Source organism: Clostridium beijerinckii (assembly GCA_003129525.1).
Classification (GTDB): domain Bacteria; phylum Bacillota; class Clostridia; order Clostridiales; family Clostridiaceae; genus Clostridium; species Clostridium beijerinckii_D.
In genome coordinates this window covers 3,866,600-3,886,595 of record CP029329.1, presented here as the reverse complement: position 1 = coordinate 3,886,595, position 19,996 = coordinate 3,866,600, and the positions used below count along the sequence as shown (strand labels likewise).

20 protein-coding genes and 1 pseudogene are annotated in these 19,996 nt (G+C 27.8%); 18 read left to right on the top strand and 3 right to left on the bottom strand.

Features of this window, described 5'->3' with window-relative positions:
- The first annotated feature begins 294 nt into the window (after positions 1 to 294).
- Complete coding sequence (gene msrA, locus DIC82_17510) at positions 295 to 768, top strand: peptide-methionine (S)-S-oxide reductase (protein ID AWK52682.1); 474 nt, start codon at positions 295 to 297, stop codon at positions 766 to 768.
- A gap of 26 nt (positions 769 to 794) precedes the next feature.
- Here the strand turns inward: msrA and DIC82_17505 are convergent, their stop codons facing one another.
- Positions 795 to 1,667 (bottom strand): AraC family transcriptional regulator, encoded by an 873-nt coding sequence (locus DIC82_17505; protein ID AWK52681.1) that lies wholly within the window; start codon positions 1,665 to 1,667, stop codon positions 795 to 797.
- Positions 1,668 to 1,824: 157 nt separating this feature from the next.
- Here DIC82_17505 and DIC82_17500 point away from each other — a divergent pair.
- A pseudogene (locus DIC82_17500) lies at positions 1,825 to 2,011 on the top strand (MBL fold metallo-hydrolase).
- A 128-nt stretch (positions 2,012 to 2,139) separates the two neighbouring features.
- Positions 2,140 to 3,609, top strand: coding sequence for a DEAD/DEAH box helicase (locus tag DIC82_17495; protein ID AWK52680.1), 1,470 nt, complete (start codon positions 2,140 to 2,142; stop codon positions 3,607 to 3,609).
- Between the two features lie 320 nt (positions 3,610 to 3,929).
- Here the strand turns inward: DIC82_17495 and DIC82_17490 are convergent, their stop codons facing one another.
- On the bottom strand, positions 3,930 to 5,573 hold the full coding sequence (locus tag DIC82_17490; GenBank protein ID AWK52679.1) for a hydroxylamine reductase: 1,644 nt from the start codon (positions 5,571 to 5,573) through the stop codon (positions 3,930 to 3,932).
- Positions 5,574 to 5,767: 194 nt separating this feature from the next.
- On the opposite strand from DIC82_17490, the gene DIC82_17485 reads away from it, so the two are divergent.
- The 5 genes from DIC82_17485 to DIC82_17465 all read left to right on the top strand — a co-directional run bounded on the left by DIC82_17485 (position 5,768) and on the right by DIC82_17465 (position 10,069).
- The gene (locus DIC82_17485) at positions 5,768 to 6,586 is read left to right on the top strand and encodes a GTP pyrophosphokinase (protein AWK52678.1); all 819 of its coding nucleotides are present in this window, start codon (positions 5,768 to 5,770) and stop codon (positions 6,584 to 6,586) included.
- 191 nt (positions 6,587 to 6,777) lie between these two features.
- Positions 6,778 to 7,926, top strand: coding sequence for a cysteine desulfurase NifS (locus tag DIC82_17480; GenBank protein AWK52677.1), 1,149 nt, complete (start codon positions 6,778 to 6,780; stop codon positions 7,924 to 7,926).
- Positions 7,926 to 9,083 (top strand): tRNA 4-thiouridine(8) synthase ThiI, encoded by a 1,158-nt coding sequence (locus DIC82_17475; GenBank protein AWK52676.1) that lies wholly within the window; start codon positions 7,926 to 7,928, stop codon positions 9,081 to 9,083. Before DIC82_17480 ends, DIC82_17475 begins: the two co-directional genes overlap by 1 nt.
- Positions 9,084 to 9,444: 361 nt before the next feature.
- Positions 9,445 to 9,696: a hypothetical protein gene (locus DIC82_17470; GenBank protein AWK52675.1), complete on the top strand. Its 252-nt coding sequence runs from the start codon at positions 9,445 to 9,447 to the stop codon at positions 9,694 to 9,696.
- Positions 9,697 to 9,844: 148 nt separating this feature from the next.
- On the top strand, positions 9,845 to 10,069 hold the full coding sequence (locus tag DIC82_17465) for a hypothetical protein (GenBank protein AWK52674.1): 225 nt from the start codon (positions 9,845 to 9,847) through the stop codon (positions 10,067 to 10,069).
- Positions 10,070 to 10,206: 137 nt separating this feature from the next.
- Here DIC82_17465 and DIC82_17460 read toward each other — a convergent pair whose 3' ends face one another.
- Complete coding sequence (locus tag DIC82_17460) at positions 10,207 to 10,902, bottom strand: DUF1275 domain-containing protein (GenBank protein AWK53122.1); 696 nt, start codon at positions 10,900 to 10,902, stop codon at positions 10,207 to 10,209.
- A gap of 331 nt (positions 10,903 to 11,233) precedes the next feature.
- Between DIC82_17460 and hisZ the strand changes: the two genes are divergently transcribed.
- The 10 genes from hisZ to hisE all read left to right on the top strand — a co-directional run bounded on the left by hisZ (position 11,234) and on the right by hisE (position 19,623).
- Positions 11,234 to 12,379 carry an ATP phosphoribosyltransferase regulatory subunit gene (gene hisZ / locus DIC82_17455; protein AWK52673.1) on the top strand — a complete coding sequence of 382 codons (1,146 nt, stop codon included), beginning with the start codon at positions 11,234 to 11,236 and terminating at the stop codon, positions 12,377 to 12,379.
- Between the two features lies 1 nt (position 12,380).
- A complete protein-coding gene (locus DIC82_17450; protein AWK52672.1) occupies positions 12,381 to 13,010 on the top strand; it encodes an ATP phosphoribosyltransferase in 630 nt (209 codons plus the stop codon).
- A gap of 131 nt (positions 13,011 to 13,141) precedes the next feature.
- The gene (gene hisD / locus DIC82_17445) at positions 13,142 to 14,440 is read left to right on the top strand and encodes a histidinol dehydrogenase (protein AWK52671.1); all 1,299 of its coding nucleotides are present in this window, start codon (positions 13,142 to 13,144) and stop codon (positions 14,438 to 14,440) included.
- Entirely contained in the window at positions 14,427 to 15,467 is a 1,041-nt protein-coding gene (locus DIC82_17440; GenBank protein ID AWK52670.1) for an aminotransferase class I/II, read from the top strand. The genes hisD and DIC82_17440 overlap by 14 nt, the downstream gene beginning before the upstream one ends.
- Before the next feature lie 166 nt (positions 15,468 to 15,633).
- On the top strand, positions 15,634 to 16,221 hold the full coding sequence (locus DIC82_17435) for an imidazoleglycerol-phosphate dehydratase HisB (protein AWK52669.1): 588 nt from the start codon (positions 15,634 to 15,636) through the stop codon (positions 16,219 to 16,221).
- 11 nt (positions 16,222 to 16,232) lie between these two features.
- Positions 16,233 to 16,853, top strand: a complete 621-nt coding sequence (gene hisH, locus DIC82_17430; protein ID AWK52668.1) for an imidazole glycerol phosphate synthase subunit HisH — start codon at positions 16,233 to 16,235, stop codon at positions 16,851 to 16,853.
- On the top strand, positions 16,850 to 17,566 hold the full coding sequence (gene hisA, locus DIC82_17425) for a 1-(5-phosphoribosyl)-5-[(5-phosphoribosylamino)methylideneamino]imidazole-4-carboxamide isomerase (GenBank protein AWK52667.1): 717 nt from the start codon (positions 16,850 to 16,852) through the stop codon (positions 17,564 to 17,566). Before hisH ends, hisA begins: the two co-directional genes overlap by 4 nt.
- Before the next feature lie 156 nt (positions 17,567 to 17,722).
- On the top strand, positions 17,723 to 18,484 hold the full coding sequence (locus DIC82_17420; GenBank protein AWK52666.1) for an imidazole glycerol phosphate synthase subunit HisF: 762 nt from the start codon (positions 17,723 to 17,725) through the stop codon (positions 18,482 to 18,484).
- Positions 18,485 to 18,777: 293 nt separating this feature from the next.
- The gene (locus tag DIC82_17415; GenBank protein AWK52665.1) at positions 18,778 to 19,107 is read left to right on the top strand and encodes a phosphoribosyl-AMP cyclohydrolase; all 330 of its coding nucleotides are present in this window, start codon (positions 18,778 to 18,780) and stop codon (positions 19,105 to 19,107) included.
- A 189-nt stretch (positions 19,108 to 19,296) separates the two neighbouring features.
- Positions 19,297 to 19,623 (top strand): phosphoribosyl-ATP diphosphatase, encoded by a 327-nt coding sequence (hisE, locus tag DIC82_17410; protein AWK52664.1) that lies wholly within the window; start codon positions 19,297 to 19,299, stop codon positions 19,621 to 19,623.
- Positions 19,624 to 19,996: the final 373 nt, after the last annotated feature.

Here is a 19,996-nt window from a genome sequence, read left to right as displayed (position 1 = left end):
AGAAATAATTCAAACTCACAGAATAAAGAGAAAAATAAGAATGATTAAATTATAAGACTCTATAAAAACTAAGATGAAATTATAATAAAAAAAGATAGGATAATTAAAAAGTAGATTATCCTATCTTTATTTTCAGTGTTATTTTTGATTTAATTTTAATGGAAAATTAAATCAAAAAGAAAAAGATTCTTGAAAGGTTATCTCGTGGCATTTTATTTGTTATTCTAATATGCATAAATATAATTGCAAGGTAGTATTATTTAGATTTATAATGCTATTAAAGGATGTGATAATATGAAAAAAATAGTTTTAGGTGGAGGCTGTTTCTGGGGTGTGGAAAAATTCTTCGCGATGATACCAGGAGTAGTAAAAACTGAAGTAGGATATGCAAATGGAAAAACAGAAAATCCAACTTATAAAGAAGTGTGTTATAATGACACAGATTTTGTAGAGGTATGTTATATTACTTATGATGAAAAAGTTGTTCCATTAGAGAGCGTGCTAGATAAGTTTTGGAGTGTAATTGATCCTACAGCAGTAAATAGGCAAGCCGGTGATGTAGGAACTCAATATAGAAGTGGAATTTATTATACTGATGAATCAGATTTATATATAATTAATAAAAATAAAATGAAAATACAAGAGCAATATAAAGATCATGTTGTAACTGAAGTTAAACCGTTAGAAAGATATTATACAGCAGAAGAATATCATCAAGATTATTTAGAGAAAAATCCAACTGGATACTGTCATATAAAATTTGATTAGTTAAAAGAATTATCTTAAAATATAAATTATTTTAAGATAATTCTTTTATTCTTAGGTGAAAATTCACTGGGAGATTTATGGAAAATATTTTTAAAGGAACGCAGAAAGCAGGAGTAATCATTAAAACCACATTGTATATAAGTCTTAGTAATGGTTTCTCCATTTGTTATAAGATCTTTTGCCATCAAAAGTCTTTTTTGAATTACATAGTTGTGAAGAGTATACCCGGTTTCTTTTTTAAACTTATGCATAAGATAATATTTGCTAATATAAAATTTTTGAGATAAAAATTCAATAGAAAGATCTGTACATAAATTACTGTTAATATATTTTAATATTTTTTCAATTTGTTTATCATATTTAAGTGCATCGTCATTGTTTAAATACATATTGCCAAGATGTACTCTGTTTAAATATACAAGTAGTTGAATAAATAATGAATTATTTAAAAGCTTACTACCGAAGTCATTTGAATTAATAGATGCTTCTAGTGATTTTGTTATAAATTGTATATTGCTTTGAAATTTAGCTTCAAGTCGAATAAGGTTGAAGTTTTTTTCATTTGCCAATTTAAAGCATGTTAAAAGATCACAATTTTCATAATTATGATTTTCTATAAAATCTGGGTTAACCCAAATAACTATTCTTTCATAAGTTTCAGAAGAATCAATAATAGGTTTATGAACATCATGGTTATTTACAAGTAAAATATCCCATGGTTTTAAATAATAAGCTTTTCCCTCAATTAAATAAACAACTTGTCCAGAAAGAAATATTATTATCTTATTAAAATCATGATAATGAAATTCAAAATCTTGATTTTTTTTATCTTTCAAATGAAAGAGTTGAAAATCTTTGTTTAAATACCCTGATTTATTACTAGAATCTTTGTCGTGCATATAAAAAACATCCTTCCTAATAATTTAATTGTTGTTTAGATAAAATCGCACGTTGTATTAAATAATATGATAAAGTACTTTTTACATTACATCAAGGAATATATGCACTCGTCATTGCAAAAATATTGTATAGAATGAAGATATAACAGATTAATTTACGGGATGTTGTGATAGTGGGATTTGCAATATAGTGAAATATGTAAAAGAGGTAACTAATGATAAAAGAATTATATCCATGACATTGTACTTCATTTATTCTTAAAGCAGAAATACAGAAGATGTTTGCTATAAAAGAAGTTGGGGTGTGTTTGGAAATACAGTGGTATTTATTAAAGTCTAAATAATATAAAGCTATCTATATTACGTAAACCATGTTATACTTATGAAAATAGATTTAAGTATTAATAAAAAATGGCTATTAATCATGGCCATTTTTGTTGTGCTAAAGAAAAAGAGGGAAGATATATAATATATGAAATTTGAAGAATTAAAAATAATAGAACCAATATTAAAAGCATTGAAAGATGAAAATTATAAAGAAGCTAGTAAAATACAGGAAGAAGCAATTCCATCAATTTTACTAGGAAAAGATTTGTTAGGATGTGCACAAACAGGAACCGGTAAAACTGCTGCTTTTGCAATACCTACACTACAGTTATTACACAATGCAAGTAAAACTGCAAAGAAGAAAAAAATACAAGCACTAATTTTAACACCAACAAGAGAGTTAGCAATACAAATATATGATAACTTTCAATCATATGGTAAAAACTTGAATTTAAAAAGTGCTGTAATATTTGGTGGAGTATCACAAAAACCACAAGAAGAAGTATTAAGAAAAGGTGTAGATATATTAATAGCAACACCAGGAAGATTAAATGATTTAGTAAATCAAAAAATTATAGATTTAAGTGAAATAGAAATATTCATATTAGATGAAGCTGATAGAATGCTAGATATGGGATTTATAAATGATGTAAAAAAAATTATAAGATATATTCCTAAAAAAAGACAAACATTATTCTTTTCAGCAACTATGCCGAACGAAATTAAAAAATTAATAAGCACACTTTTAGTAGATCCAGTTGTAGTAGAAGTAACACCTGTATCATCAACAGTTGATAAGATTGAACAATCACTATACTATGTAGATAAAACTAATAAGAAAAAGCTATTAATAAGCTTATTAAAAACAGATGAAATTAAATCAGCATTAGTTTTCACAAGAACTAAAAGTGATGCTAATAGATTGGTAAAGTATTTGGAAGATTCACAAATAGGAGCAAAAGCAATTCATGGGAATAAATCTCAAAATGCTAGACAAGAAGCATTACAAAACTTTAAAGACAAAAAAATACAAGTATTAATAGCTACAGATATAGCAGCAAGAGGAATTGACATTGATGAATTGTCACATGTAATTAATTACGGTTTACCTAATATACCAGAAACTTATGTACATAGAATTGGAAGAACAGGAAGAGCAGGGCAACGTGGAATAGCTATATCATTTAGTGATGTAGATGAAATACCATATGTAAAAGATATAGAAAAATTGATTAAAAAGAAAATAGATGTAATTGAAGGACATAAATACCCAATGGTGAATTTAACACCAAGTCCTAAGACTAAAGCAACAGGGAATAGAGCTAGATTTGGTTATACTCCTAAAGCTAAAGGAACAGGAAATACATCTAAAACTTCAACTACTGGAAACCAAAGTACATCTAAAGTTACAAAGACAGGTAATAACAATGTAGCTAAAACTGCAATCGCAGGAAATAGAACTGTAACTAAAACATCAATTACAGAAAATAAAAATACAACTAAAACTGGAATGACGGGAACTAAAACTGGAGTAGTTGGAAATAAAACTACATCTAAAAGCACATTTTTTACGCCAAAGAAAAATGAACCTAGAAGAAAAAGTTTTAGTAAATAATAAAAGTTAATATTGTACATATAAGGAGAATTTTAACCTAAGATAAAAGGTTTAAGTTCTTCTTATTTTTTAGTACACAAATAACAGAATTTATTAATGTTGAAATGCTAATGAAAATATGTATTAGAAAGATTTATGAAAGTTATGCAGAACATAAAATTAACAGATAAAATAAAGTTTCTACTAAAGTTATAGATGTAATCTATAAGCTAATTAGCAGAAACTTTATTAATATATCTATAATATAAGCTTAAATTAAAATGGTAAAATTTCATCATTCATTCTTAACTGTTAATTGTACATTGTTAATTGTATATATATTATGATAATATTTGTTTCAAATCATTATCTGGTGTGCTAATTGGTTTGATGTCAAAATTATCAACTAAGAATTGTAGAACATTAGGGCTTAGGAACGCTGGTAAGCTTGGACCAATGTAAATTCCTTTTACTCCTAATGAAAGCAATGCTAAAAGATCAGCTACAGCTTTTTGTTCATACCAAGAAAGTACTATTGCTAAAGGTAAATCATTAATTCCGCATTTGAATGCATCAGCCAGAGCTAAAGCTATTCTAACAGCAGAATAAGCATCATTGCATTGTCCAACATCGAGCAACCTTGGAAGTCCTGCAACTTCACCAAACTCTAATTTGTTAAAACGATATTTCCCACAAGCTAATGTAAGAATAATACAATCTTTAGGTACCTTTTCTGCAAATTCAGTATAATAATTTCTTCCAGGTTTTGCTCCATCACAACCACCAATTAAGAAGAAGTGCTTAACCTTTCCGTCTTTAACTGCATTTATAATTGTATCAGCATGACTTAAGGTTGCTTTATGACCAAAGCCAACTAATATTTCTTTAACTTCTTCATCTTTTTCAAATCCGCCTAATTCTAAAGCTTTATTTATTATTTCAGAGAAGTCTTTATTACTATTTTGATCTTTTGCTATATGTTTAATTCCATTCCAACCAACAACGCTAGTTGAAAATATTCTATCTTTATAGGAATCTCTAGGTTTCATTAAACAGTTTGTTGTCATTAAAATACAACCAGGTATGTTATCAAATTCTTTTTGTTGATTTTGCCATGCACTTCCAAAGTTACCTACTAAATGAGGATATTTATTTAATTCAGGATATCCATGAGAAGGTAACATTTCACCATGAGTATAAATATTTATGCCTTTTCCTTCAGTTTGTTTAAGTAACATTTCTAAATCTTTTAAATCATGACCAGATACTATAATAAATGGTCCTTTTTTTATGCTAACATTTACTTTTGTAGGAGAAGGAGAATTATATAAGTTATTGTTAGCAGTATCTAACAACTCCATAATTTTAACACTTATACTTCCGGTTTCTACTAATAATTTAATTAAATCATCGAGAGTTAAACTAATATCAGCTAGTCCAGCTAAAGCTTTGAAATAAAATTCATCTACTTCATCGCTATTATAGTTTACAAATCTTGCTTGATGAGAATAGGCAGCAATACCTTTTAATCCATATTTTATAGTTTCTCTAACAGAACGAATATCTGGATCTAAGTTTTCATCATACATAATACCTGCTTTTTTAGAATCTTCAAGTATTTCATCTTTTGAATCACTTAAATTATATAGGGCTTCTGAAGTTGTTACTTCTTCTTGAACTTTTTGTCTTAGTTCTTCTTTTATGTTTTGAGATTTTTTTAACGCCTTTAGATGAACTTCAGGATCAAAATTTACATTTGTTAATGTCATAAACAAAGAATCTTCAACAAAAGAAACTATGTGTTTATCAATTTTTTCACCTTTTTTTAACAATTTAGTACAATAAGAACTAATACCCTTTAATTGGTAAATTAATAAATCTTGCATTCCTGCAATTTCCGGAGTTTTTCCACAAACGCCAATTTTGGTACATCCTTTTCCTCCAGCTGTTTGTTCACATTGGTAACAAAACATTTCTTCTTGCATAGATATTCCCCCTTAGACAAATTGTTAGAATATTATTAATACTCTAACTTAATTTTACATATAATGATTAAAATATGCAACTAAAATATATAATTAGTGAGAAATTTATCTGTATTTTTTAGAGTAATATTAATGTAGTATAATAAATATAAAGTAATAAAGAATAATTAGGTAAATAAAAGGATGGTGTAATATTGAAAAAGAGTTTTAATATAGATGAATTTCTATTAAAATGTCCACACTCTAAGAAAATAATTCCTAAAAACATTACTAACATTAATAATCTTAAAGAAATTTATGAAGATTATATTGAATATAAAAATTCATATGAAAATCAAGCTGAGTTTATAGCTAATATATTGCGTTCGCAACAAATGGTACATTTGGTTAAGTCTAGAATTAAGGATCCAGATAGATTAATAGAAAAGGTTATAAGAAAAACAGAAGATAGAAAAAGTAAATATGGTGATGAATTTCAGTTTACAGTAGATAACTATAAGAATGAAATAAATGATTTGATAGGAATAAGGGTTATACATATATTTAAAGATCAATGGCACGAAATACATGAATTTATTTTAAAAACTTGGAAGGTTATTGAGATAACAGCAAATGTTAGGGATGGAGATAATATAGAGGTTTTTGAAGATGAAAATATTGAAGTAAGGTCAAAAGCTTCAGGATATCGTTCAGTACATTACTTAGTAGAATTTTATCCAACTAGCCAAAAGGTTATTGCGGAAATACAAGTTAGAACAATTTTTGAAGAAGGTTATGGTGAAATAGACCATAGACTTCGATATTCACATGATGAAATTCCTGAGATTCTACAATCTAATTTGTTATTATTCAATAGAATTGTAGGAAGCGCAGATGAAATGGCATCATTAATTAATAATCTGAGTAAGGAATGGGGAAAAAAGGAAATAAATTATAAAAAGATTATAGAAGAACAGGAAGCAGAGATAGTTAAATTAAAAAAAGATGGTAAAGATAGAACTGGAGATAACTAATAAATTTGATATTTACTTTTTATATTTTGAATAAGTATTTTTTATGTCACTTAATTCATAAAAGGGACTATGCAGATATTGTTTTTTTGTTATAATAAAACATGTATATTACATAGTAAGTTTATAAGAAAAGTCAGTGATTGGGAGTGGAATAGAAAAAAGGAGTATAAACTTGAAAGGAAGAAGATTTAATGGAAGTTTATTTTGATAATAGCTCAACAACAAAGCCTTTAGATAAGATTATTGATGAAGTAGCCTTTGGAATGAAAGAGTTTTATGGAAATCCATCTTCACTACATAATTTGGGATTGAAAAGCGAACGAAAGATAAAGGAATGTAGAGAAGCTTTAGCTAAGACTATAAATGCTAGTGAAAATGAAATACATTTTAATGGGGGTGGAAGTGAAGGAAATAATTTAGTTCTTAAGGGGATTTTAAAGCCAGGAACCCATCTTATTACAACACCTTTTGAACACGCATCTATTTTAAATACAATAAAGAGGTTAGAAGATGGTGGTGTTAAGGTTACATTTGTAAAAATAGATGAAAATGGTAAAGTTGATTTAGAACATTTAAAGAATTCTATAACTAAAGAAACAGTTCTTGTATCTATAATACATGTGAATAATGAAATTGGAGTAATCCAAGATTTAAAAACAATAGGAGAAATCATAAAGGAAGGTAGTACAAGAACTAAATTTCATGTAGATGGGGTTCAAAGTTATAGTAAGTTATATATAGATGTTAAGAAAATGAATATAGACTTTTTGACTGTAAGTGGGCATAAATTTCATGGACCGAAAGGAACAGGTTTTATTTATATTAAAAAGCCTAGTAATGTGATTCCTTTAATAGAGGGTGGATCACAAGAATTTGGAATAAGGGCTGGTACACAAAATATACCTGGTATAATGGGATTAAGCCTAGCAGCTAATTTAGCCTATGAAAATATGAATGAAAATTATAAAAAGGTTTTTAACATAAAAAAGAGATTCGTTGAAAAACTACATAATATAAAGGATATAAGAATTAACAGTTTATTAAATGAAAGTTTTTCTCCATATATTTTAAATGTATCATTTAAAGGAGTAAAAGGTGAGGTATTACTTCACTTCTTGGAAGAAGCAGGAATTTATGTTTCTACAGGTTCAGCTTGCTCATCTAAAGAAAGAGAAAAAATTGGTGGGAGCTATGTATTAAAAGCATTAGGACTTACAAATGATGAAATATCAGGAGGGATTAGATTTTCTTTTTCAGATGATAATAAAATAGAAGAAGTAGATTATGTAATAGAAACTTTAGAAAAAGGACTTAAATTTTTAAGGAGGATTAAAAAATAATGAGTGAACTTATTTTAGTAAAGTATGCGCCAGAAATATTTTTAAAAGGATTAAACAGAGGTAAATTTGAAAGAAAATTAAGAGACAATATAGGTAAGAAGCTTGAAGGTATAGAAGCAGAATTTATACATGATAGTGGAAGATATTTTATTAAGACTGACGAAATAGAAGAAAGTATTAAAAGAATTAGCAAGGTGTTTGGAATACTTGAAGTATGTTTAGTTAAGGAAGTGGAAATAGACTTTAACAAAATAAAAGAAGCTGCTTTAGATAAAGTTAAAGAAGCAAAAGAAAAGACGTTTAAGATAATTACTAATAGGGCTAATAAAGATTTTGAATTAAATTCTATGGAAGTTTCAAGAAAAGTTGGTGGATATGTTCTGGATAATTACGAGGGTGAAATAAATGTTGATGTTAAGACACCAGACGTTGTAATAAATATTGAAATAAGAAATAATTATACTTATATTTGGTCTAATAAAGATGTAACAAAAGCTTCGGCAGGTCTACCATATGGAATGAATGGTAGCACGATGTTAATGTTATCTGGTGGAATAGATTCCCCAGTAGCAGGATATCTTATGGCTAAAAGAGGTGTTGAGGTGAATTGCGTTTATTATCATAGTCACCCTTATACATCAGAAAGAGCTAAGGACAAAGTTAAAGATTTAGCTAAAATATTAGCAGAATATACAGAAAAAATAAATCTATATATTGTTCCGTTTACAGAGATACAAATGGATATAATAGATAAATGTAGAGAAGACGAACTAACTATAATAATGAGAAGGTTTATGATGAGAATAGCATGCAAGCTTGCGGATATTTATGGAATTGATTCAGTTAGTACAGGAGAAAGCATAGGGCAAGTTGCAAGTCAAACTATGGATGGACTTATAGTAAGCGATGATTGTGCTGATAGGCCAGCATTTAGACCGTTAATAGCTATGGATAAAACAGATATAATGGACATAGCAAGAAAAATAGGAACATATGAGACTTCAATTCTTCCTTATGAGGATTGTTGTACAATATTTGTTCCAAAACATCCAAAGACTAACCCAAAGCTTGAGAAAATTAGAAAAGAAGAAGAAAAATTAAATATAGATGAACTAGTGGAAAAATCAATTAAGGATATTGAAGTTGTGACATTTTAGACATGTGAAAGGTGCAATCTATGATTTGATGATGGTCGCTTCTCTATGAGTACTCAGCGAGTGTATACGAGTCGAGCTTCCTTTATGATACAAAATAGACTAGTATATTGACTTGTTATTTTTTATGTGTCTTAGTTAAATACCTCGAGAATTCTCTCGAGGTATTATTATTTCTATATTTAAAATAACTAAAGAGTAAATTAAAACATGTGATAATATTCATAAGCTGTTTCTTGAACTTTATCTAAAGCATACTTATAATACAATATATATGTTAAATGGAATATAATATTTAAAAAATAATTAGATAGAATAACTATATCATTTTTGGGAAAAAAGTAATAGAAATGAGGCGTAAATAATGGTAATAGTAAATTGCCCATTAAGACAAGATGACATAATAAAAATAGTAGAAAGTGTTAAAATTGAAGATAAAAACATTTTTAAATTTATTAGTAAAAAGGGAATTCGAATTTTTTTTGAATGTAATTATAATAATGTAGGTGAAGCATGTTCTATTGCACATAATGCAGTATTTAAGACCAAATTTGGTAAAGCATTATTTTATAATGTTGTTGATCAAAATGATTACCCGTGGATAAAGTGTGAATAATATTAATAGAAAAAATTGAAATATGTATAAAAATATGATATATATATATATAGGACATGCTTAATATTCTAAAAGTCATGTTACAAAATCAATTAAAGAACATAGATTTGTTATTTTGAAAGAAATTATTAGAAATGAGGTATAAATAATGATAGTAGTAAATTGTGCTTTAAGACAAGATGACATTGTATCGATAGTAGAAAATATTGAGGTTGAAAACGAAAAGGTTTTTAAATTTGTAAAAAAACAAGGACTTCAAATTCATTTTGATTGTAGTCTTGCTGATTCTCAAAATGCAGCTTCAATTGCTAAAAAAGCAATAAAAGATACTGAAGTTGGAAAAGCATTATTTTTTAATGTTGTGGCTCAATAAGTTTTATTAAAATTATATAATAAAAGTTAAAAACAATAGACTATTTCTCTAGATAATTAAACGATTATTTAGAAAAATAGTCTATTATTTTTTGTATAGATATTTATTTGAGTTTAATATTTTAGCGGATAGTTTGTCTAATTTTTTTGCGAACGATATTTAAAAATATAATCATCTATGCTAAATAAGCTTAAAGAGAGAATCAATACTATTACAGCAAACCATATTGATTTAATTCCAATTTGTGAAGTTAGTATTCCAGCAAAACAACCTCCTATTATGAAAGAAAAGATTACTATTGCATACCGAGCAGTTTTAATAGCTGAGTTGCTATCTTTTCTTAAAAAAGCCTTATAAGCTGCTTGGGTCGCAGTCCTCAAATTACCAGTACACATGGTTGTACTATAAGGAGAATCGACTAGTTTCCCAAATGAAGCAATTTGAACTGAAGAAACAAATGAAATTGGAATAATTACAAATGCATTAGGTACATTAGTTGGTATGAATCCTATAATAAAAAGAACTATAATTTCAATAATTAAAATAATACGTTCTGTACCTGTAACAAAAGTAGAAGATGGAAAGCTGAAGTCCTTTATTATTTCAGTTACTACTATTCCAGTTATGAAGGCTAAGATTGGCAAAAAAGCCATAAAGGCTTGCTTGAAATTTCCTTTTGTAGCTTCTACTCCTATTAGGACAATATTTCCAGTTTGTGCATTAGCAAAAACACCACCTCTACAAATAAAAGTATAAGCATCTAAAAAGCCTCCAACTATCGCAAGGAGAACTCCAAGTCGAACAGATTCAGAAGTTTTAATCGGCATTTGCATATTTCTTTTGTTGTTATTAATTTTATTTATATCTTTGGTAATCAATATTAAAAAGTCTCCTTTCAATTTAATATCCACATACTTAGTATGGAAAAGTTTTTTATAAATAAACTAATCTATATTATAACATTAATTTTTATATGCGATAATTAAATAGTAAATAAAATTATCCAATAAAAATATTAGTTATAAATATATGTAAGAAAAAATGGATTGTTGACATGGCAAAAAAAATAAGCTATTATTAATTCAATGATAGTTTAGCATGCTAAATCGATGCAATGATACAACGGCGCAATAATCAAGCAATAAATGATAGGTGGGGTTTAAAATGAATAAAAAGAATATGCTTCCAGAAGGTACAAGAGATTTAATATTAGATGAATGTGTTATAAAGAGATCTTTAGAAAGAGATATAGATGATATTTTTGAAAAATGGGGATATAAAGAAGTTATAACTCCAACATTAGAGTTTTATGAAACATTTAACTATAATTCTCAAACCTTAAGAGAAGAAGATATGTATAAGTTTTTTGATAATAGAGGGCGTATATTGGTTTTAAGACCTGACATGACAATTCCAATAGCTAGAGTAGTAGAAACTAAGCTTAAGGATGCAAAATTCCCTATAAAGCTAAGATATACTTCTAATGTATTTAGAGTTCATGAAAGTCTTGGTGGGAAAAGAAATGAGTACACAGATTGTGGCGTTGAACTTATAGGAATAGAAGATAAGAAATCTGACTTAGAAGTATTAGTTTTAGCGTTAGAAGCTTTAAAGAAGTTAGGCTTAAATGATTTTAAACTTGAAATAGGTAACATTGGATTCTTTAATGGAGCATTTAAGAATTTAGATATAGATCAAGAATGTAGAGAAGTTATTGCTCAATTCATAGAAGATAAAAATTTAAAGAGTTTAGATGATTATTTAGAGGAGTTAGATATTAAAGAAGAGTATAAAAAATTCTTTAACAAATTACCTTGGATGTTTGGAGATAAGAAAATTTTAGAAGATGCTAAGAAATTAGCATTTAATGATGAGATAAAAGAGAATTTGGAATATTTAGAAGTTCTATATTCACAATTAGAAGCATTGGGGTATGGAGAAAATGTAACCTTTGATTTAGGAATGGTTCCAAGGCTTAATTATTATACAGGAATGATTTTCAGAGGATATGGTGAGGGTGTAGGAAATACACTTTTAAGAGGTGGAAGATATGATAGCTTAATTAAATCATCTAATGCTAATGTTCCAGCTATAGGATTTTCAATAGATATTAATTCTGTAATTCCAAATGTGCAACTTAATAAAAATTTAAATGAAGGTGAAAATGTATATAAGATGTATTATAGTGAAAAAAATAGAATTGAAGCTATAAAAAAGAGTGAAGAACTTAGAAGTCAAGGATATATAGTTGAATTATTACCCGAAGAAAATATTCAAGAAATAAAAATTGTTAAGGGTGGGGAAAGATAAAATGAGTATAAGTATAGCATTAACCAAAGGCAGATTAGAAAAAGAAACAATTAAAATTTTAGATAAAGCGAACTATGATCCTTCAGAATTAAAAGATAAAGGAAGAAAGCTTGTATTTAAAGATAAAACACAAGATATAAAATATTTTTTAGTAAAGGCTGCTGATTCAATAACTTATGTAGAACATGGTGTAGCTGATCTTGGTGTTGTTGGCAAAGATACTATTTTAGAAAGTGATAATAACTGTTATGAAGTATTAGATTTAGGTTTTGGAAAGTGTGGATTTATAGTGGCATCATTGCCAGAAACTGATCTCTTTAAGAAAGTTGGCCATGTGAAAATAGGAACTAAATATCCAAAGGTAGCAAAAGATTACTTTAAAAAGAAAGGCATGGATGTTGAAGTTATAAAAATAGAAGGTTCAGTAGAGCTTGCACCAATACTAGGATTATGTGATGGTATTGTAGATATTATGGAAACAGGTACAACACTCAAAGAAAATGGATTAGTTGTATTAGATGGGATTTGTGAAATAAGTGCAAGATTAATTGTAAATAAAGCAAGTTTTAAAATGAAACAAAATGAAATTTGGGAATTCATAGATAGAATTAAAGAAGTGATTAATAATTGACAAAATTCGTGAAATGTTGATAATTATAATTAACATATTTTAAATAATTATTAAAAAATCATATAGTAAATTAAGAAATTACTTTTTGTGGTTATTGATTTGTTATGAAATTAAAGGGGGCTATTTTATATATGTTAAAGTTTATGGAAATTACTGAAAGCAATAAGAAAAGCTTAATTGATGAACTTAAAGGAAGATCTACGGAAACGGAACAAGAAATAATTTTAAGTGTGAATAACATTTTGTCAAAAGTAAAAAAAGAAGGAGATAAAGCCTTATTTGAACTTACTAAGACATTTGATAAAGTTAATCTTAAAACTCTAGAAGTTTCAGCCAGTGAAATAGATGAATGTTTTAATAGTGTAGAAGATGATTTTATTGTAGCATTGAAGGAAGCTAAGGTGAATATAGAAGAATATCATAACAAGCAAAAGGCAAATGGATTTTTAATGACCAAAGATAATGGGGTTTATTTAGGTCAAAGAGTTCTTCCGCTAGAAAGGGTTGGTGTTTATGTTCCAGGAGGAACTGCAGCGTATCCATCATCAGTACTAATGAATGTAATACCAGCAAAGGTTGCTGGTGTAGATGAAATTGTAATGGTAACACCACCAGATAAAGATGGAGGAATTAATCCGTATATAGGAGTAGCTGCAAGAATTGCTGGAATAGATAAGATATACAAAGTTGGAGGAGCACAAGCTATTGGGGCTTTAGCTTATGGGACTGAAACCATTGGAAAAGTTGATAAAATTGTAGGACCAGGAAATATATTTGTTGCGACAGCTAAGAAATTAGTATTTGGAGAAGTTGATATAGATATGATTGCAGGTCCTAGTGAAATATTGGTTATTGCAGATGAAAAATCTGATCCTAGTTTTGTTGCAGCAGATTTAATGTCTCAAGCAGAACATGATAAATTAGCATCATCTGTATTAATTACAACATCTAAAGAGTTATACGAAAAGGTTGAAATTGAATTAGAAAGACAAGTTAAAACTCTTGAAAGAGAAGAGATAATAAGAACTTCTCTTAAAGATTTCGGAAGTGCAATAATTTGTAAAACCATTGAAGAATGTATTGATATTTCTAATGCTATTGCACCTGAACATTTAGAAATTATGGTTGATGAGCCTATGAAATACTTAGGTATGGTTAGAAATGCTGGTTCTGTATTCTTAGGTAGATATTGCCCAGAACCAATAGGAGATTATTTTGGTGGAACAAACCATGTATTACCTACAAGTGGAACAGCAAGATTCTTCTCACCTTTATCAGTAGATAGTTTTATAAAAAAATCATCTTTCATTTATTATTCAAAAGAAGCAATTATGGAAAATGGAGAAAAAATCATAACATTAGCTAATAAAGAGGGACTAACAGCTCATGCTAATTCTGTAAAAGTGAGATTAAACAATGGGAATCTATAACGAGTATATTAATTCCTATGATGAATATACAATTAACCTAGATAGTAATGAAATCTATTTAGAGATGGATGAAAATATACAGATGAATATGAAATCTTGCTTAAATAGCATAGGGTTACATAGGTATCCTACTAATGAAATGAAGACTATAAAAGAATTATATGCAAATTATGCAGGTTCAGAAAGTAAAAACATTATTGTAGGAAATGGATCGGATGAAATGATAGAACTTGCAGTAAGCCAGGTAATTACACAAGGCAAGAAAGCATTAAGCTTAGGACCTGATTTTGTAATGTATGATTTTTATGTATCAAGATTTGGTGGAGAACTTAAAACATATGATATAGGTAAATCTATGAATTTTAATGTACAAGAATTTATAGAACTTGCAAAACAAGAAAATGTAGATTTAATTCTTTTCTCAAATCCCAATAATCCTACTGGAATTGGAATAGATTTAGATAATATAATTACTATATTAGAGACATTTAAAGATACAACAGTTCTTATAGATGAAGCATATTATGAGTTTTATGGGAAATCCATGATTCAATATATAAATAAGTATAAAAATTTAATTGTAACAAGAACACTTTCAAAAGCTTGGGGACTTGCATCCTTAAGAATTGGATTTTTAATAACTCATGAAGATAATATATGTGAATTATTAAACTATAAGGTGCCGTATACAATAAGCTCTATTTCACAAAATTTAGCGGCTATTGTTTTAAGATATCCAGAAAAGGTTAGAAATAATGCAAAGCAAATAATTGAACAAAGAGAAGAATTATATAAAAATCTTAAAGAAGTTCAAAAAAATGCGGCAATGAATATACATTTTTATCCATCTAAAGGCAATTACATATATGGAAGAACAACACATAAAGAAGCTCTTATAAAGGGACTCGAAAATAATGGTATTGTAATTAGAAATTTTAGTGATGATACTTTTAGAATTACTGTTGGGTCACCTATGCAAAATAGAAAAGTAGTGGATGGAATAAAAAAGATTTTTGTATATAAATAGAGTATCAATTATAAATTCTCAATTATCAATGTTGAATTATTAATTTTGGATATAATTTGTTTTAAATTTATTAATGTGATAGATATAGTTAATAAATCTAAAATGAGAAAATTTTATGAAAGTTTTATTTCAAAAAGTTAGAAATTATAGATTTAAGGGGGTTCATATGTTGGATAGATGCTCAAAAAAGGATAGAACAACAAAAGAAACTAGTATTAAATTAGAAATAAATTTAGATGGAAGTGGAAATGGTGAAATAAATACAGGAGTTGGGTTCTTTGATCATATGCTAAATTTATTTGCATTTCATAGCAAAACTGATTTGAAAGTGTTAGCAAAAGGAGATCTAGATATATGTGATCATCATACAATAGAAGACATTGGAATAACACTTGGAGAAGCATTTAAAGAAGCAATAGGAGATAAAGTAGGCATAAATAGATATGGAACTTTTTATGTACCAATGGATGAAACTTTAGCTTTAGTATCATTAGATATAAGTAATAGACCTTTTTTAGTTTTTGATTGTGATTTTAAAAGAGAAAAAGTTGGAGAAATGGCTACTGAAATGGTAGTTGAATTCTTTAGAGCTTTTGCTTTTAATGCTGGAATAACACTTCATTTAAAAGTTTTGTATGGAGAAAATGATCATCATAAAATAGAAGCATTATTTAAGGCATTTGGAAGAGCTATAAAGGAAGCAAAATTTAGAAATGATGAAAATGGAGTTCCATCAACTAAAGGAAGTTTGTAAGGGGTGTATAAATGATAGTTATAATAGATTATGGAATGGGGAATTTAAGTAGTGTTAAGAATGCTCTTAATTTTCTTGGACTTGAAAGTAAAATTTCATCACATGAAGAAGAAATAAGAAATGCTAATGCATTAATATTGCCAGGGGTTGGCGCATTTCCTGATGCTATGGACACTATAGAAAGGTTATCTTTAGATAAGATAATAAAAGAAGAAGTAGCTAAGAATAAGCCTCTTTTAGGAATTTGTCTTGGTATGCAATTATTATTTAAAAATGGTTTTGAAGGATTTGAAAGAAAAGGACTTGGATTATTAAAAGGCAGTATTGTTAAGATGAAAGACGATAAAAAAAATAATATTAAGATTCCTCACATTGGTTGGAATAATTTAATATATAACAAAAAAGATGAATTGTTTAATTCCATAGAAGAAGGTAAATTTGTTTATTATGTACACTCATATTTTGTGCAGGGATATAATGATAAGGATTTAGTAGCTTATAGTGAATATGGAGAAAATAAGATTCCAGGTGTTGTTAGATGTAAGAATGTTATGGGAGCTCAATTTCATCCTGAAAAGAGTGGAACTGTAGGCTTATCTATTTTGAAAAATTTTGGGGAGATGATTAAATGATAATTTTACCAGCAATTGATATAATTGATGGAAAACCAGTGAGATTATATCAAGGAGATTATGATAAAAAGGAAATAGTTGCAGAGGATGTACTTGAAACAGCAAAATCTTTTGAAGATATGGGTGCAGAATATGTACATTTGGTTGATTTAGATGGAGCAAAAAGTGGAAGCAATCAAAATCACGAATTAGTAATAAAAATTGCTAAGATACTTAAGATTCCTGTAGAATTAGGAGGCGGAATTCGTTCTTTTGAAACTATTAAATATCTATTAGATAATGGAGTAGCAAGGGTAATTCTTGGAACTATAGCTATGGAAGATGAGGAATTATTAAAAAAAGCAGTAGATACATACGGTGAAAAGATTGCAGTTGGAATAGATTGTAAAGACGGTAAGGTATATGGAAGAGGCTGGCTAGCTGGAAGTGACTTAGATTACATAGATTTTGCAAAGAAGATGGAAAGCGTAGGCGTTAAGAATATAATAGTAACTGATATAAGTAAAGATGGAACACTAGAAGGTCCTAATGTGGATATGCTTAAAGCTCTAAAAGAAACTGTTAATATTGATATTACAGCTTCAGGTGGAATTTGTGACATAGAAAATATAAAAGACTTGATGGATATAAACTTATATGGAGCAATAACTGGCAAGGCTATATATGCTAAAACATTGTCTTTAGAGGAAGCAATAAAGATTTCAAGAGTGTAATGGAAAAAAAGTATTAATGATCAATTGTCAATAAAAGAACAAGTTCTTTTTAAATTGAAAAAATTAGAGTTACAAAGTTGTATGTGGCTTATTGTTTAAATTAATAATTGAGCATTGACAATTGAATATTGATAATTATAGAAAGGATGCTAAGATATGCATACAAAAAGAATTATTCCTTGTCTTGATGTGAAGGAAGGCAGAGTTGTTAAGGGCATAAATTTTGAAGGATTAGTTGATGTTGGTGATCCTGTTGCTTTTGCAGAATATTATAATAAGCAAGGCGCAGATGAATTGGTTTTTTTAGATATAACTGCAACTCATGAAAATAGAGGTATAATGGAAAAAGTTGTTCAAAGTGTGGCTGAAAAGATTTTTATTCCTTTCACTGTAGGAGGAGGATTAAAAACTTTAGAAGATATAAAATCTATACTTAGAGCAGGTGCAGATAAGGTGAGTTTAAATTCAGCAGCTGTTAGAGATAAAAACCTTATAAAAGAAGGAGCATTTTATTTTGGTAACCAATGTATAGTATTGGCAGCAGATGCAAAGAGAAGAGCTGATAATACTGGCTGGAATGTAGTGATTAACGGTGGAAGAATTGATACGGGAATGGATTTGTTAACGTGGGTTGAAGAAGCAACCTCACTTGGTGCTGGAGAAATTCTTTTAACTTCTATGGATGCAGATGGAACTAAAAAGGGCTTTGATTTAGAACTAACTAAAGCTGTAAGCGACATAACCAATGTTCCTGTAATTGCATCAGGAGGATGTGGATGCTTAGAGGATTTTTATGATGTGTTTGAGAGCAACATAGCAGATGCAGCGCTTGCAGCTTCACTTTTTCATTATGGGGAATTGACAGTTGACGAAGTTAAACAATATTTAAGTAATAAAAGTATTCCTGTACGTCTTTAAACAGTGAGCTTATAATGCCTAGGATATAAAAAATTAAAATTAAACTAGGTTGTTGAATAATTGAAAATTTTTACAATGAAATCCTCTAAACCCGCATTTTTGGCGCATATTCTGAAGAATATATATGGTAATATGGTAAACCATATTAGAATATGTTGTATTTAATTATATATTTTAAGTATTGCTAATTTTATATTTATTTAACAAGCTAAATAAAACAATAAAAATACTTAAGTATTTATAGATAAAATGCCGTTTTAGATTACATTGCAGATTTGGAAGGGGGAGTATATATGGAAATTTGTGAAAGAGTAGAGCAAGTAGATTTTGAAAAGTGCAATGGGTTAGTGCCAACTATAGTTCAAGATCATGTAACTAAGGATGTTCTGATGCTTGCATATATGTCAGAAGAAAGTTTAAGTAAGACATTAGAGGGATATACGACTTGGTTTTATAGTAGAAGCAGAAATGAGCTATGGAATAAAGGTGCAACTTCTGGACATTTTCAATATGTGAAAGAAATAAAAATAGATTGTGATAATGATACAATTTTAATACTTGTAGAGCAAACCGGAGCAGCATGTCATACTGGAAATAGGAGTTGTTTTTACAGAGACTTATAATTAGTTTACAATTTACAATTTACAATTTACAATTTACAATTTACAATTAACAATTTACAATTAACAGTTAACAATGAACAATTAATGAATAAATTTCTTCGAAATTTGAAAAAAATAATTTTAGAAATGTCGGAGACATTTCAACCAAAACTATTAACTCTTAACTGAATAAAATTGGAGGATTAAAAAATGGATGAGAATATAAGTGCTTTATATGATGTTATTTTAAAAAGAAAGACTGAAGGAGAGGAAGGGTCTTATACAAGGTATCTTTTTGAAAAGGGAACAGATAAAATATTAAAAAAAGTTGGTGAAGAATGTACAGAAGTTATAATAAGCTGTAAAGATGACAATAAGGAAGAACAAATTAATGAAATTTGTGATCTTACATATCATGTACTTGTTTTAATGGCTCAAATGGGAATTTCAGTTGAAGAAGTTTCAACTGAACTTGAAAAAAGAAAAAATAAAATTAATAACTTTAAGGGTGAAAGAAAACCAGTAACAAATGTTTAGATAAATAAAAAATCAAACAATAAATTTATCAATTAAGTAATTACATTTAAAAATAGATTTTACATATTATTTTTCATTAAATAACATGTAAGATCTATTTTTTTATTAAAATATAGGCTTATATTGTGATTAACAAATCAATTATTATGAAAAATATAGTTAAAAAAATATCTATATTCATAACTCAAGATGTATAAATAGATAAAAAGTAATTTGATAACAATAAAATAGAATATGATTATTAGAAAATATTTAAAAGTGAGTGAATGTTTAAGTTTTTATAGTGTAAAAGAAAAACAATAAAAATAATGTTCAGAATAATCAGAAAAAAAGATTGACAAAAAATATACAAACAATTAAAATTAAAAATATA